Source organism: Azospirillum halopraeferens DSM 3675 (genome assembly GCF_000429625.1).
GTDB lineage: Bacteria > Pseudomonadota > Alphaproteobacteria > Azospirillales > Azospirillaceae > Azospirillum > Azospirillum halopraeferens.
Genome location: NZ_AUCF01000006.1, coordinates 154829 through 169311, shown reverse-complemented (window position 1 = coordinate 169311; position 14483 = coordinate 154829). Strand labels below are relative to the sequence as shown.

The window sequence follows — 14483 nt, the reverse complement described above, 5'->3', positions numbered from 1 at the left end:
CGCCCCCTATGAGTGACCCCAGGAACGAGGCCGCTTCGCGCGAGGACTTGCAGGATCTGGTGGCCCGGGCCGACACGGGCGCGCGCACGCCTCCGGGCTGGTCGGGAAAGGTGCTGGTGGGCGTGGCGCTGGCCTGGTCGCTGTTCCAGCTCTGGTACGCCTCGCCGCTGCCCTTCGTGTTCAGCGTCTTCATCCTGAACGACACCGAGGCGCGGGCCATCCATCTGGCCTTCGCGGTGTTCCTGGCCTTCACGGCGTTTCCCGCCTTCAAACGCTCGCCGCGCTGGACGGTGCCGGTCATCGACTGGGTGCTGGCGGCGGTTGCCGCCTTCTGCGCCGCCTATCTCTGGCTGTTCTATGCCGAGCTGTCGCGGCGGCCGGGCCTGCCGACCACCATGGACCTGGTGGTCGGCGTCACCGGCATGGTGCTGCTGCTGGAAGCGACCCGCCGTGCGCTCGGGCCCCCGCTGACCATCGTGGCCCTGGTGTTCCTGACCTACACCTTCTTCGGCCCCTGGATGCCCGACGTGATCGCCCACCGCGGCGCTTCGCTGACCAAGGGGGTCACCCATTACTGGCTGACCACCGAAGGCGTGTACGGCGTGGCGCTGGGCGTGTCCACCAGCATGGTGTTCCTGTTCGTGCTGTTCGGCGCGTTGCTGGAGCGGGCGGGGGCCGGCAACTACTTCATCCGTGTGGCGTTCTCGCTGCTCGGCCACATGCGCGGCGGGCCGGCCAAGGCGGCGGTGGTGTCGTCGGCGATGACCGGGCTGATCTCCGGCTCCTCCATCGCCAACGTGGTGACCACCGGCACCTTCACCATCCCGCTGATGAAGAAGGTGGGCTTCCCGGCCGAGAAGGCCGGGGCGGTGGAGGTGGCGTCCTCCACCAACGGCCAGCTCACGCCGCCGGTCATGGGGGCCGCCGCCTTCCTGATGGTGGAGTTCGTCGGCATCTCCTACACAGAGGTCATCAAGCACGCGCTGCTGCCGGCGCTGATCTCCTACGTCGCGCTGATCTACATCGTGCATCTGGAGGCGCTGAAGGCCGGCATGAAGGGCCTGCCGCGCCGCCGCGCCACCACGGTGACGCAAAGCCTGCTGTCGTTCCTGACCGTCTTCCTCGGCCTTCTGGTGGTCACCGCGGTGGTCTATTACGGCGTCGGCTGGATGAAGGACGTGTTCGGCGACAACGCCGCGCCCATCCTGTCCGTGGCGGTGCTGTTCGCCTATCTGGGCCTGCTGTGGTACGCCACCCGCTATCCCGAACTGGAGACGACCGAAGACCTGACCGAACTGCCGGATCCGGGGCCGACCGTCAAGGCGGGGCTCTATTTCCTGCTGCCGGTGGCGGTGCTGGTGTGGTCGCTGACGGTGGAGCGGCTGTCGCCCGGCCTGTCGGCCTTCTGGGCGGCGGTGTTCATGATGGCGATCGTGGTCACCCACCGGCCGCTGAAGGCGCTGATGCGCGGCCGCGCCGACGCCGGGCACGAACTGACCGCGGGTTTTCGCGACCTGTTCGACGGGCTGGTCACCGGTGCCCGCAACATGATCGGCATCGGCGTCGCCACGGCCGCCGCCGGCATCGTCGTGGGAACCGTCACCCTGACCGGAATCGGCCTGGTGATGACCGATTTCGTGGAGTTCATCTCCGGCGGCAACCTCATGCTGCTGCTGATCTTCACCGCCATCATCAGCCTGATCCTCGGCATGGGGCTGCCGACCACCGCGAACTACATCGTGGTGTCGACCCTGATGGCGCCGGTGATCGTCAACGTGGGCGCCGAGGCCGGGTTGATCGTGCCGCTGATCGCGGTCCATCTCTTCGTCTTCTATTTCGGCATCCTGGCCGACGACACGCCGCCGGTGGGGTTGGCCGCCTTTGCCGCCGCCGCCATCGCCGGAGGCGACCCGATCCGCACGGGCATCCAGGGATTCATGTACGACATCCGCACGGCCATCCTGCCGTTCCTGTTCATCTTCAACACCGAGTTGCTGCTGATCGGCGTCGACAGCGTGTGGATGGCGATGTTCATCTTCGCCGCCGCGCTGATCGCCATGCTGGCCTTCGCCGCGGCCACCCAGGGCTGGTTCCTCATCCGCACCCGCTGGTGGGAGGTGGTGCTCCTGCTGCTGGCCGCCTTCACCCTGTTCCGCCCCGGATTCTGGATGGACATGGTGATCCCGCAGTACGAGACGGTGCCTGGGGCGCAGGTGTTCGAGATCGCGGAGCGGGTGCCGGAGCGGGGACGCCTGCGCCTGAACGTCACCGGTGAGACATTGGAGGGCCGGGCGGTCGACCGGGTGGCGGTGCTGACCCTGGGCTCGCCGGGGCCGGGGCGCCAGCGCCTGGAGCAGGCCGGCCTGTTCCTGGCCGAAGAGCCGGACGGCACCGTGGTGGTCGACCGCATCGGCTTCGGCAGTCAGGCGGAGCGGGCGGGCATCGATTTCGACTTTGTGGTGCAGGGCATCGTCGTGGAGGCGCAGCGCCCGCCCAAGCACATCTTCTACGCTCCGGCCCTGGTGGTGCTGGGGATCGTCATCTGGTCCCAGCGTCGCCGCATGCGCACGCAGCCCGCGCCCGAAGCCCGTTACGCCGCACGAGGAGGAACGCCATGAAGGACATCCTGGTGGCCGTCGACGTGGACGCCGACGTCGACTGGACCGCCACCCTGCCGGCCGCCGTCCGCCAGGCACAGGCCATGGACGCGCGGCTGCACGTGATGACCGTCATGCCCGATTTCGGCATGAGCATCGTCGGCCAGTTCTTTCCGCGCGGTTACGAAAAGGATGTGGCGGACAGGATCATGAAGCGGCTGCACGAACGGGTGGCCGCCGTGGTCCCGGCGGGAATGGCGGTGCAGCACATCGTGGCGGAGGGCACCGTCTACGAATCGATCCTGAAGATGGCCGAGCGCACCCGGGCCGACCTTATCGTCCTGGGTGCCCACCGGCCGGAACTCAGCGACTATCTGCTGGGCCCCAACGCCGCGCGCGTGGTGCGGCACGCCCGCTGCTCCGTGCTGGTGGTGCGGGAGCGGGACGACGACCGCTCCCCCTGATGGCCGGCCGCGCCGCCGTCAGGGGAACGGGCAGCGGTCGGCCGTCACCTCGACGAAGGAGCGGGGGCCGGCGGCGATGGTGAAGCGGTGCTCGGTCTGGTCGATCACCACCGCGTGGTGCAGCGGCAGCCGCCCGGTCGTCACCTCCTCCACGCCGCCGTGGGCGGTGATGCGCAGGGTCACCGGCTCGTTGGGATCGAACCAGGCTTCCGGCGCCCCCTGGGCGTTGCGGGCCGATTCGCCCTCGCCGGTCACCGTGACGGCGCCGCCGGCGAAGGAGGCGGAGCGGTTGCCCGTCTTGACCAGCGGGGTGGTGATGACGAAGCGCTTGGTCTCCGCCGCCTGACAGTTGCGCGGGTTCTGCGCGTTCTCGATGACGAAGGCCAGGCGCTGCGGCGCCAGTCCGTCCGACAGCCGCTTGCGCACGAGGCCGGCGAGCGCCGCCAGGTCGCCGGTCGGCACCTCGCGGGCGAGGCGGGCCTCCAGGTCGTGGACGCGCCCCTCGGCGGCGCGGGCGGCGTGCTGCATCTGGCCGGCCAGCAGTTCCAGCTCCGCCTTCTGGCGGGACAGGCTGGCCACCTCCTCGCGCAGGGCGACGTCGCGGCCCTTGAGCTGCTCGATTCCCATCTGGTAGGCGAACAGGCCGGTGCCCAGCAGGATCACGGCGAAGAACGCCAGCTTGCCGAACCCGCTCCAGAAGCGGCGGCGGTAGCGGCGGTCGTAGTCGTAGCGGCCAAGGCCCATGGCGATCCGGTCGGTGTCTCGGGGTGGGGAGTGTGCGGGTGGGGTAATGGCTAACGGCATCGGCCGCCGGTTTCAACCCCAAGCGACCGACGGGCTGTGCTAAGACGTGGCCGTTCCCCACACTTGTCATCGCCCGAGGACCCCCATGCCGGAGAAGGCCCTGCTGCTCGACCGTGACGGCGTCGTCAATCTCGATCACGGCTACGTGTGCAGCGTCGAGCGGTTCACCTTCGTCGACGGCATCTTCGCGCTGGCCCGCCGGGCGGTCGACCGCGGCTATCGCGTCGTCGTGGTCACCAACCAGTCGGGCATCGCCCGCGGCTTTTATGACGAGGCGGAGTTCCGCGCGCTCACCGCATGGATGGCTGGGGCGTTCGAGGCACAGGGCGTGGCGCTGGCCGGGGTCTTCCATTGTCCCTGCCATCGCGACGGCACGGTGGCGCGCTACAGCCGCGACAGCTTCTGGCGCAAGCCGGCGCCGGGCATGATCCTGGAAGCGCAGCGCCGGCTCGGCCTCGACCTCGGCCGCTCGCTGTTCGTCGGCGATCAGCCCACCGACATGGCCGCGGCGCGGGCCGCCGGGATCCCCGCCCGCGTCCTGCTGGCGCCGCCCGGCACCCCGCCGGGCGATGCCACGCGGGTGGTGACGCGGCTGGACGAGGTGGAAGCCTTGCTGTGACGGCCGCCCGCCATCAGTCCCGTTGCGAGCCGCCGCCGATGAAGCCGGTGCTGATGCCGGGGGTGCGGACCTCGCCGATGTTTTTGAACACCAGGCGGAACAGGATCGTGCTGCCCTCGTTGACGTCGTCGCCGGGGACATCGGTGAAGTCGCGCCGGGCGATGGTCTCGAAGGTGAAGCACTCGTCCTGATAGGTCAGCACCAGGGCGGCCGAGCGCGGCCCCGGATCCGGTTCGAACGCCTGGATGTAGCCGGCGCTGAGCGTCCACAGCGGCGACAGGCGGGAATGGAAGCCGAACGACGCCTGCTCGATCTCGTTGCGCTGCACGGCGTTGCGGTCGGTGGTCTGATCCACGTAGGTGTAGGAGGTGAAGGCCCGGAACTGCGGCACGCCGGCCGATGCCGTCAAATTGTGGCGGCGCGGGCGCAGCCCGTCCTGGTCCAGGCGGAAGCCGTAGTTGACGTCCAGCCAGGGGGCAGGCGCCAGGTCGAGTCGGCCGACGTAGTCGGACAGGCGCTCCTCCAGGCCGGAACCGGCGGCGAAATCCGCCTCCTTGGTCAGGCGGTAGCTCTGACCGATGAACAGGCTGGCCGAGCCGGTGCGATAGCCGTAGATGCCGGTCCGGAAGCCGTAGGTGACGCGCGAGCCCCCCTCCAGCCGGTCGATGCCGGTGAAGCGGTTGGGGCGGAACAGCACCGTCTCGTCGAACTCGACGTCACGGCTGTCCTCGTTGGGTATGTCGTCGTTGTCGATGTTGGGCGCCGCCGTGAAGGCGACCAGCGGCTCGATGAGCTGGCTGGAGCTTTCGCCGTAGCGCACGAACGGATAGCGGAACATCGCCTGCACCTGCGGGAACAGGCGGAACCGGTTGGACGAGTCGTCGCCGGTCATGTAGTCGGGCGCCCGGCCGGCCCGCTCGGTGTGGTAGCCGGCGACCAGCACGCTGGCGTCGATGGTGGTGACCAGGCCGAAGGACGAGACCATCTCCCGCCGCCAGCCGGGCTGCACCGCGATGCGCTGGGTGGTGCGCCCGTCCTTGCGGTAGAGACCCAGCACGCTGGCGTCCACCGACCAGCGCCCGCCGAAGGTGGCGTTGGGCTGGCCCAGGGCGCGGTACTGCGCCAGGGGCAGCACCAGCGGCTCCTCCGTGGTGTTGCCGTAGCGCAGATCCTGGAAGGCGTAGGCGTTGAGTGCCGCGTAGTTGCGGCCGCGGAACCCTTCGACGAAGGCGCGGCTGACCAGGAAGTCCTCGCGGACGTCGTAGTAGCGGCGCAGGTACGTCTCGTCGCTGGCGCGGTTGACGTCGAAGCCCCAGCGCCAGGTCGGGTCGATGTCGAACAGGCCGCGCGCCGCGATGTGGCCGCGCCAGTCGTCGCGCCGCTCCGAAGGGACGGCGGAGGGAAGCTCGCTGCGGGTGACGCTGCCGTTGAGTTGCAGCGTGCCGTTCTCGAAGCGCTTGCGGTACTCGCCGCCCAGCAGCAGCCCTTCCTTGGAGAAGACGCCGACCTCCACCGTGGCGTCCTGGTCGGGGGCGATGTCCACATAGTAGCGGCTGCGCAGGAACAGGCCGAGGTCGGAGCTGTTGCCGAACGTCGGGGTCAGGAACCCGGTCTTGCGGTCCACCGTGGGGTCGGGGTGCGACAGGTAAGGCGTGTAGGCCACCGGCACCCCGAACATCTCCAGCACGGCGTCCTTGTAGCGGACCTCCTTCTCCTCGGTGTCGTGCACCACGCGCACGGCACGGATCTGCCACAGGGGCGGCCGGGTGCGGTCGGTGGGGCACAGTTCGCAGGGGCTGTAGACGGCCCGGTTGACCCTGGTGAGGACGCCGCCGCGCCGTTCCGCCTCCGTGCCGGCCATGCGGCCGTCATCGGTCATCAGCATGCGGATGTTGTTGATGAAGGCGTTGCGCAGGTCGTCGGTCAGTTCCGCGTAGTCGGCGAACAGGATGTCGCCCGACGGCTCCACCAGCCGGATGTTGCCGGTGGCCGTGACCACCCGGGTGCGCTGGTTGTACACGATGGAGTCCGCGCGCACGGTGCGCAGGCCCTGCGACAGCTCCACGTTGCCCCGGGCGGTGACGATGCCGCCCTCCTCGTCGAAGGTCACCTGATCGGCGACCAGCAGCACCGGCGACTGGTCGCGGGTCGGTGCCTGGGCGCGCGACGGTGCCGCGGCGGCCACGCTGACGGCGACCGTCAGGGCGATCAGACCGGTGCGCAGCGCCAGCGGGCGGCGGGAGCGTCGGGACCCGTGACGCCCCTTGCGGCGCGGGCGGGAGGGCGGCGTGGAATGCTGTGCCATGCCCGAACGTTTGAGGTAACACCGCTGTCAAGTCAACGGTTTCGCGGGTCCCCGCCGTGCGTCGGCGTGCGGGTGCGTCCGGCATGCCGCACGCCGCAAGGGGGGCGCCCGGCGCCCCGCGGCGGACCCGTGCCGACGGGCCGTCAGGCGAACGCTTTGAAGGCGATCAGGGTGAAGGTGTCACGCACGCCGGGAAGGGTCTGGATGTTCTCGGTCACGAATCGGCCGATGTCCGTGTCCTGCGCCAGGTAACACTTCATCAGGAGGTCGTACTGGCCGGAGATGGAGTGCACCTCCGACACCGGTTCGATCCCCTGCACGGCGGCGTCCGCCACCGTGTATGCCTTGCCGAGTTCGCACTTGACCATCACGAAGATCGTCTGCACGGGCTCAGCCCTCCTGGTTGGACTCGGACTCCGGGGCCGACCGCATGCGCGTCGGGGCCAGCATGAAAGCCGGCAGATGGTCGCCGAAGCCGATCACCGGCGAGTCGTCGTCGTCGTCCTCGTCGCGGCGGCGACGGCGGTCGCGTTCACGCCGCGGCGGCCCCTCGCTGCGGGGCGGCAGAGCCGTCTCGGCCTCGGGGCGTTCCCGCTCCGGTCCCCGTTCCGCACGCTCGCGTTCCGGACGCTCCCGCTCGCTGCGGTCCCGCTCGCCGCGGCTGCGCGACGGCCGCGCCTCGCGCGATTCGCGGGCCTCGTCCTTGGGCTTGCCGCGTCCGCGGCCGCGACGGCTGCGTACGGTGTCCTCATCCTCGAACCCCGGAGTCTCCAGGCCGTCGATGGCGATCAAGGGGATCTCCCGGCCGATCAGGCGGGCGATGGCGCCGACCAGCTTCCCGTCCTCCGGCGTTGCGATGGTGAAGGCGCGGCCGCTGCGGCCGGCCCGTCCGGTACGGCCGATCCGGTGGACATAGTCCTCGGCGTTGATCGGCACGTCGAAGTTGAAGACGTGGCTCAGCCCCTGCACGTCGAGGCCGCGGGCCGCCACGTCGGAGCAGACCAGCAGGGTGATCTTGCCCTGTTTGAACTCCTCCAGCGTCTCGGTCCGCTTGGATTGGACCATGTCGCCGTGCAGCGCGCCGGCGTTGAAGCCGTGCCGCTCCAGCGACTTCTGCAGGACGCCGATATCGCGCTTGCGGTTGCAGAAGATGAAGGCGTTCCTGACATCCTCGGTGCGCAGCAGGTGGCGCAGGGCGTTGCGCTTGTCCTCGGGATGGACGATGCACAGCGCCTGGGTCACCGTCTCCGCCGGCGAGGCCGGCGGGGCGACCGTCACTTCCTTCGGGTTCATCAGGAAGGCGTCCGCCAGACGGCGGATTTCCGGCGGCATGGTGGCCGAGAAGAACAGCGTCTGGCGGATCTTCGGCAGCTTGGCGACGATGCGCTCGATGTCGGGGATGAACCCCATGTCGAGCATGCGGTCCGCCTCGTCAATCACGAAGACCTTGATGTCGTTCAGCATGATGTTGCCGCGCTCGAACAGGTCGAGCAGGCGGCCGGGCGTGGCGATCAGCACGTCGACCCCGCGGTCGAGACGCTTCACCTGTTCGGTGAAGGTTTCGCCGCCGATCAGCAGCGCCATGCTCAGCTTGTGATAGCGCCCGTAGGTTTCGAAGCTCTCCGCCACCTGTGCCGCCAGCTCGCGCGTCGGCTCCAGGATCAGGGAGCGCGGCATGCGTGCCCTCGCCCGGCCCGCGGCCAGGATGTCGATCATCGGCAGGGTGAACGATGCCGTCTTGCCGGTGCCGGTCTGTGCGCAGCCCAGCACGTCCCGACCCCGCAGAACCCAGGGGATCGCCTGTTCCTGAATGGGGGTGGGTTGGGTGTAACCCTTGTCTTCGATGGCGCGCAGGACGTCAGGTCCGAGCCCAATTTCCGAGAATAGCATCCAGTTGGTTTCTGGTTGGAGAACGAAAAGCCGGCCCTTCGGCCCGCCTTTAGATGGCATCGCAGAATAGGAAGTCAAACCCGACTGTCAATACGCCAATGACGTCTGAGGTGAAAACGGTGCCGATTTTCTCGCCGGGCATCGTCCCGGTGGCGGGGTGGCGGCGGAGCGCCGCATCGGTTAGGGTTGGCGGACACCGCGAGGGGAATGGCGTCATGTTGCTGTCGAGCGAACGATCCGTGCTGCTTCTGATCGACATCCAGGAGAAGCTGGCCCCCGCCGTCAGCGGGGCCGACGCGGTGGTGCGCAACGCCGGCATCCTTCTGGACGCCGCCGCCGCCGTCGCCGTCCCGGTGCTGGCGAGCGAGCACTATCCCAAGGGAATCGGTGTCACTGTGTCCGCCCTGCGGGAGCGGCTGGCGCCGGAGTCGGTGTTCGAGAAGATCCATTTTTCGTGCTGCGGCGAGGCCGGCTTCCTCGACCGGCTCGACGCCACCGGCCGCGACCAGATCGTCATCATGGGGACCGAGGCGCACGTCTGCGTCCTGCAGACGGCCCTGGCCCTGGCGGGGCAAGGCCGCAACGTCTTTCTCGTCGCCGACGCCGTCGGCTCGCGCGATCCGCGCAACGCCGAACTGGCGGTGGCGCGCATGCGCGCGGCGGGCATCACCATCGTGTCCACCGAGATGGTGGTGTTCGAGTGGGCGCAGCGCGGAGGCACGCCGGTGTTCAAGTCCCTGTTGTCCCTGATCCGCTGACGAGGGGAGTCTCCGCCATGGACCGTCCCGCCCTGATCCTGCTGCCTGGCATGCCGCTGGACGCTGCCCTGTGGGAGCACCAGACCCGCCACCTGGCGGAGATCGCCGACGTGAGCGTCGGGGACCTGACCGGCGCCGACTCCATGGCGGGGCTGGCCGCCGCCGTGCTGGCCGCGGCACCGCCGCGCTTCGCCCTGGCCGGCCTGTCGCTGGGCGGCTACGTGGCCATGGAGATCCTGCGCCGCGCGCCCGACAGGGTGGAGCGCGTGGCCCTGCTCGACACCAACCCCTACGCCGACACGGCGGAACAGAGCGCCAATCGCCGCGCCGCCGCTGAACTGGCCGGCCGCGGCCGCTTGCGCCAGGTCGTGGCCGGCCATCTTCCCCGGCTGGTCCATCCCGACCGTCTCGGAGACCGGCCGCTGGTCGAGTCCGTGTACGCCCAGGCCGAGCGCATCGGTGCGGACGCGTACGCGCGCCAGCAGGCCGCCATCATCGGCCGACCGGACAGCCGGGCCTCTCTGAAGGCCGTCTCCTGTCCGGCGCTGGTGGTGTGCGGGCGCCAGGACGCTCTGTCCCCGGTGGAGGTGCACGCGGAGATGGCCGGGTTGATCCCCGGCGCCCGCCTCGCCGTGGTGGAGGACTGCGGCCATCTCGCGGCCATGGAGCAGCCGCAGGCGGTCACCGCGCTGCTGCGCCTGTGGATGCTCTACGACTGATCGGCGGTTCGGGCCGGTCAGCAGTTGGCGCCGACGCAGATGTTGGTATCGCTGTCGCGATAGGCCGGGAACAGGGCGAAGGTGATGTCGCCGATCAGACCGCGGAACTCCGGGTCGTCCGGGCCCGCGGAGGACTCCAGGGTGCCGCGGGCCGCCGTCAGCGCGCCGCCGCCGCGGCAGAACGCCGCCTCCACCACCAGGCCGCCACCGGCGGCGGCCGGGGCGCGCGTCGGCACGGGGCCGGAGGCGCACAGCGCGGAGGACAGCAGCGGCTCCACCGGATTGAACGCCATCACCACCCGGTAGTCGGGCCGGGCGGACTCGCCGGGCGTGGTGGTGAAGTTGGTCCGCACACCCATGATCCGTCCCTGCATGGCCGCGGTGACCGCGGGGCCGAGCGTTGCCGGATCGGTGCCCGGCGGGGCGCCGTGCAGCACCACGGCCAGGTCGCGGTCGGACGCGGCGTACGCCACCTCGCCGGGGGTGTAGGCGGGGGCGGGGTGATCGGCGACCACGCGTCCTCCGGCACAGCCCCACAGGGTGATGGCGCACAGGGCGGGCAAGACGAGGGCGGCGGGGACGCAGCGGCGACGGGTGGTCATGGCGGGCTTCGCATGGTGAGCACCTCCGCAAGGATGGAGCGCCGGCCCTCCCGCGGCAAGGGGGGCCGCGATTGTCCCGTACGCCCGCCGGGTGACGAAACCGGCGCGGGGCTGTTGACCATGGGGACACCGCGACGACCATGCCCCTAATCCTGGGGCCCCTCATCCCGGGGACGGAGGTGCGCCATGCTGACGCTCGACCGCCGGACGCTGCTCGCCGGAGCCGCGGGAGCCGGCCTTCTGGGGGCCATGCCGGCCGGCCGGTCCATCGCACAGACCATGCCGCCGGCGCCGATGCGATTCGTGATCCGGGTCGACGGCTCCGAATCGGGTGAACATACCTTGCGCTTCGTGCGCACGCCCGCCGGTTTCGACGCCTTCGGGACCACCAGTATCCGCGTGCGGATCGCGTTCATCAACGCCTACCGCTTCTCCCAGAACACCGAGGAGCGGTGGGAGAACGGCACCTGGACGCAGTACCGCAGCACCGGCGCCGAGAACGGCAACGGCTATGAGGTGCAGGCACGCAACACGCCGCAGGGGGCGCTGTTGCAGGGGCGCCCGGTGCGGGCACGGGACCTGATGCCCGCCAGTTTCTGGACGCCGCGGGTACTCGACAGCGGCAGCGTGATCGACCCGGTGAAGGGGACCGTGGTCAGTCAGTCGGTTCAGCCGCGCGGGCGCGATTCCCTGACCCTCGGCGGGCAACGGGTCGCTGCGACGGCCTATGCCGTCGATAACTTTCTCGGGGGCACGATCTGGTATTCCCCCGAGGGGCGGTGGCTGGCGGCGACCTTCGACCGGCGCGGCCATGCGGTGGAGTACATCCGCACGGCCTGACCGGAACCGACATCAATCCTCGCGCAGCCAGTGGGTGGCGCGGGCGATGAGGTCGGGGTAGTCGGGCACCTCCGCGGGACCGATCAGCGGCAGGCGCGTGGCCGCCACGGCGTCGGCGACGGACGCGTGATCGATCGGCCTGCCCGCTTTGCGGGCGTGGCGGGCGATCACCATCTCCTGCCCCCAGAAATAGACCCGCCGCGCTCCGGTGTTGGCCTGCATGCGCCGCACCTGCTCCACCCGCTCGTCGCCGTTCAGCGGCAGCCAGATGTCGGCCAGCAGCGTCTCGGCCGGGGCGTCGGGCACGTACTCCATGGCGTCGCCCGCCACCACCGTGACCTTGGCCCGTTCGGCTTCGGGAAGCTGCTCGATGATGCCCTGGGCGGCGATCATGGAGCGCACCTCGTCATCCATCTCGACCACGGTGACGCGGTCCACCGCCGGGTTGACCGCGGCGTTGACCGTTGCCCACCCCATACCCAGCCCCATGACGACGGTGTGGCCCGAGGCGAACCGGCAGCCGATCTCCTGGCTTTCGATCTCCATGGGGGTGATGGACATCCAGGTCCGGCGGGCGCCCCGATCGTCGGTCCGCGTCAGCACGGCCATATCGGTGATCATCATCGGACCGCTCCAGTACCCGCGGCTGAGTAGGTATGGAACCACCTGAAGGCGCCAGCGCTCGCCGGCCATCGCCCGGTAGGTGGGGCGGAAACCGGCCTTGTCGAAGCGCCCGAGCACCTCTTCCAGCGTTCCGGCGATCTGCGCGTCCGTCATGGGACTCCCTTCTCTGAAGCGGCGGCCGGAGTGTCTGCCGGACACGCAACGGATGCAAGGGGAAGTGGATGGGCCGCCGCTGGTCCCGTTGCCGCTGCCGTGGTCCGCTGGTACCATGGCGGTGACGACGCATCGTGGACTGCTGCCAGAGGAGGCGGGCGATGATCGGGGGCGTCACCTCCGGGTCGACGTTCCGGCCGATTCCCCTGCGGACCAGCCGGGCCGAAGGCGTGACGGCGGCCGACGCCGCACCGGAAGAGGCGGTCGCGTCCGCGGCGCGGGGATTCCCCGGTTCCGGCGCCGAACGTTCCCCCGAAGAACAGGACGTGATCCGCAAGCTGCAGAAGGCGGATACGGATGTGCGCCGGCACGAGGCGGCGCACCAGTCGGCCGGTGGGCCGTACGCGGGGGCCGCCTCCTTCACGTTCCAGAAGGGGCCGGACGGCCGTGCCTACGCGGTGGCCGGCGAGGTGTCCATCGACATCAGCCGCGAATCGACGCCGGCCGCCACCGTGACCAAGATGGAGACGGTCAAGCGGGCGGCCCTGGCGCCCGCCGACCCGTCGCCCCAGGACCTCCGCGTCGCCGCGCAGGCCGACGCCATCAAGGCGCAGGCCAAAGCGGAGATGCGCAAGGACGGTGAGGACGCCGGGGCCGAGGGCGGCACGGGCGGCGCTGCGTCCGAAGCGTCCGGTGCACCCTCGTCCGCGCTGGCCGCCCGCGCCGCCGCCGCCTACCGCACCGCGGCGGCTTCGGGCGGCGGGCGCACGGCGGCGGCGGCGATCATCGCCTGATCGTCACCGGCGTGCCGGCGTCGATCCGTCCAGGGTGAGGAGCGGACCGTACAGGTCCGGCCGGCGGTCGCGGAACACGCCCCAGGAGGCGCGTTGCGCGGCCAGGGCGTCCAGATCGAAGGTGGCGGTCAGCACCGCCTCGCCCTCGCGACCGGCGGCGGCCACCAGTTCGCCCTGCGGCCCGGCGATGAAGGACGAGCCGTAGAAGGTGATCCCGCAGGTCTCTCCCTCCTCGCGGCCGAAGCGGTTGGACGCCACCAGCGGCATCAGGTTGGCGCCGGCGTGTCCCTGCATGACGCGCGTCCAGTGGCCCTGACTGTCGATCCCGGCGTCCTGCGGCTCCGAGCCGATGGCGGTGGGGTAGAGCAACACCTCCGCCCCCTGAAGCGCGAGAATCCGCGCGGTCTCGGGAAACCACTGGTCCCAGCACACCGCGGCGCCGATGGTGGCGTAGCGCGTCCTGTAGACCCGGAAACCGGTGTCGCCGGGGTTGAAGTAGTACTTCTCCTGGTAACCGGGGCCGTCGGGGATGTGGGACTTGCGATAGACGCCGAGCATCGCGCCGTCGGCATCGATGATCGCCAGGGAGTTGTAGTAGGCGGTGTTGGCGCGTTCGAAGAAGCTGACGGGGATGACCACCTCCAGCTCCCGGGCCAGCCGGCTCATGCGCTCGATGACGGGATGGCCGTCGGCGGGGGCGGCGAGGGCGAACAGGTCTTGCTTCTGGTCCTTGCAGAAATAGGGCGTCTCGAACAGTTCCTGCGGCAGGATGATGCGCGCACCCTGCGCCGCGGCCGCGCGCACCAGCGCCTCGATCCGGTCGACGTTGGCGGCCCGATCCCACGTGCAGAAGGTCTGGGTGGCGGCGACGGTGACGGTCCTCATGGGATAAGCGCTCCTCTCTGGTCGGTCGTGGCGCTGCGGTCGCAGGCTATGTGATACGGCCGGAAAATGCTCACTTCCATCAGTTTCCGGCCGGCGCAGGCAAGCGCGCTCCCGGCGAAGCGGTGCCTGCTCCGCATTCGGGTATAAATTTAATAGTAACTATAACTATCCACCAGCGTTTGCCGGGAAAACATACCCGGATATGGACGTGCACCGTGTGTAGATCGATGACGGAAAGGCAAGGATCAGGGCACCGCAGCGGATCTCAAATACTTTGTTTGCGGATAGTTGAACATATTGTCGCATGCGATTGCAAAGGCCGACAAATTTTATTTGTCAGTCCGCTACCATCTAGATATGATCCGGGAAATAGCCAAACAAGCATGGAGCCGGCCGGGATGCCGCGCCGGCCGATCACCGAACGGTTGC

General features: G+C 69.7%; 14 protein-coding genes. 7 read left to right on the top strand and 7 right to left on the bottom strand.

Going from position 1 to position 14483, the window contains the following annotated elements:
- Positions 1–8: 8 nt before the first annotated feature.
- Together G472_RS32070 and G472_RS0108645 are read left to right on the top strand one after the other, a co-directional pair.
- The gene (locus tag G472_RS32070; protein WP_051340591.1) at positions 9–2618 is read left to right on the top strand and encodes a TRAP transporter permease; all 2610 of its coding nucleotides are present in this window, start codon (positions 9–11) and stop codon (positions 2616–2618) included.
- Positions 2615–3061, top strand: a complete 447-nt coding sequence (locus tag G472_RS0108645) for a universal stress protein (RefSeq protein ID WP_029008059.1) — start codon at positions 2615–2617, stop codon at positions 3059–3061. The genes G472_RS32070 and G472_RS0108645 overlap by 4 nt, the downstream gene beginning before the upstream one ends.
- Before the next feature lie 18 nt (positions 3062–3079).
- Here G472_RS0108645 and G472_RS0108640 read toward each other — a convergent pair whose 3' ends face one another.
- Positions 3080–3805 carry a hypothetical protein gene (locus G472_RS0108640; protein WP_029008058.1) on the bottom strand — a complete coding sequence of 242 codons (726 nt, stop codon included), beginning with the start codon at positions 3803–3805 and terminating at the stop codon, positions 3080–3082.
- Between the two features lie 145 nt (positions 3806–3950).
- Here G472_RS0108640 and G472_RS0108635 point away from each other — a divergent pair, with 145 nt between their 5' ends.
- Positions 3951–4484 carry a D-glycero-alpha-D-manno-heptose-1,7-bisphosphate 7-phosphatase gene (locus tag G472_RS0108635; protein ID WP_029008057.1) on the top strand — a complete coding sequence of 178 codons (534 nt, stop codon included), beginning with the start codon at positions 3951–3953 and terminating at the stop codon, positions 4482–4484.
- A 13-nt stretch (positions 4485–4497) separates the two neighbouring features.
- Here G472_RS0108635 and G472_RS0108630 read toward each other — a convergent pair whose 3' ends face one another.
- The 3 genes from G472_RS0108630 to G472_RS0108620 form a co-directional block, all read right to left on the bottom strand.
- Positions 4498–6789: an LPS-assembly protein LptD gene (locus G472_RS0108630; protein ID WP_029008056.1), complete on the bottom strand. Its 2292-nt coding sequence runs from the start codon at positions 6787–6789 to the stop codon at positions 4498–4500.
- A gap of 143 nt (positions 6790–6932) precedes the next feature.
- Positions 6933–7175 carry an Lrp/AsnC ligand binding domain-containing protein gene (locus tag G472_RS0108625; RefSeq protein ID WP_029008055.1) on the bottom strand — a complete coding sequence of 81 codons (243 nt, stop codon included), beginning with the start codon at positions 7173–7175 and terminating at the stop codon, positions 6933–6935.
- A 4-nt stretch (positions 7176–7179) separates the two neighbouring features.
- Complete coding sequence (locus tag G472_RS0108620; RefSeq protein ID WP_029008054.1) at positions 7180–8679, bottom strand: DEAD/DEAH box helicase; 1500 nt, start codon at positions 8677–8679, stop codon at positions 7180–7182.
- Between the two features lie 215 nt (positions 8680–8894).
- On the opposite strand from G472_RS0108620, the gene G472_RS0108610 reads away from it, so the two are divergent.
- Together G472_RS0108610 and G472_RS0108605 are read left to right on the top strand one after the other, a co-directional pair.
- Positions 8895–9437, top strand: a complete 543-nt coding sequence (locus G472_RS0108610) for an isochorismatase family protein (RefSeq protein ID WP_029008053.1) — start codon at positions 8895–8897, stop codon at positions 9435–9437.
- A 17-nt stretch (positions 9438–9454) separates the two neighbouring features.
- Positions 9455–10156, top strand: a complete 702-nt coding sequence (locus tag G472_RS0108605; protein WP_029008052.1) for an alpha/beta fold hydrolase — start codon at positions 9455–9457, stop codon at positions 10154–10156.
- A 17-nt stretch (positions 10157–10173) separates the two neighbouring features.
- On the opposite strand, the gene G472_RS0108600 is transcribed toward G472_RS0108605, so the two are convergent.
- Positions 10174–10758, bottom strand: a complete 585-nt coding sequence (locus G472_RS0108600; RefSeq protein WP_029008051.1) for a hypothetical protein — start codon at positions 10756–10758, stop codon at positions 10174–10176.
- Positions 10759–10944: 186 nt separating this feature from the next.
- Between G472_RS0108600 and G472_RS0108595 the strand changes: the two genes are divergently transcribed.
- The gene (locus tag G472_RS0108595; protein ID WP_029008050.1) at positions 10945–11598 is read left to right on the top strand and encodes a DUF6134 family protein; all 654 of its coding nucleotides are present in this window, start codon (positions 10945–10947) and stop codon (positions 11596–11598) included.
- A 12-nt stretch (positions 11599–11610) separates the two neighbouring features.
- Here G472_RS0108595 and G472_RS0108590 read toward each other — a convergent pair whose 3' ends face one another.
- Entirely contained in the window at positions 11611–12375 is a 765-nt protein-coding gene (locus G472_RS0108590; RefSeq protein WP_245593435.1) for a hypothetical protein, read from the bottom strand.
- A 161-nt stretch (positions 12376–12536) separates the two neighbouring features.
- Between G472_RS0108590 and G472_RS36915 the strand changes: the two genes are divergently transcribed.
- Positions 12537–13169, top strand: coding sequence for a putative metalloprotease CJM1_0395 family protein (locus G472_RS36915; protein WP_051340590.1), 633 nt, complete (start codon positions 12537–12539; stop codon positions 13167–13169).
- Positions 13170–13172: 3 nt separating this feature from the next.
- On the opposite strand, the gene aguB is transcribed toward G472_RS36915, so the two are convergent.
- On the bottom strand, positions 13173–14054 hold the full coding sequence (aguB, locus tag G472_RS0108580; protein WP_029008048.1) for an N-carbamoylputrescine amidase: 882 nt from the start codon (positions 14052–14054) through the stop codon (positions 13173–13175).
- Positions 14055–14483: the final 429 nt, after the last annotated feature.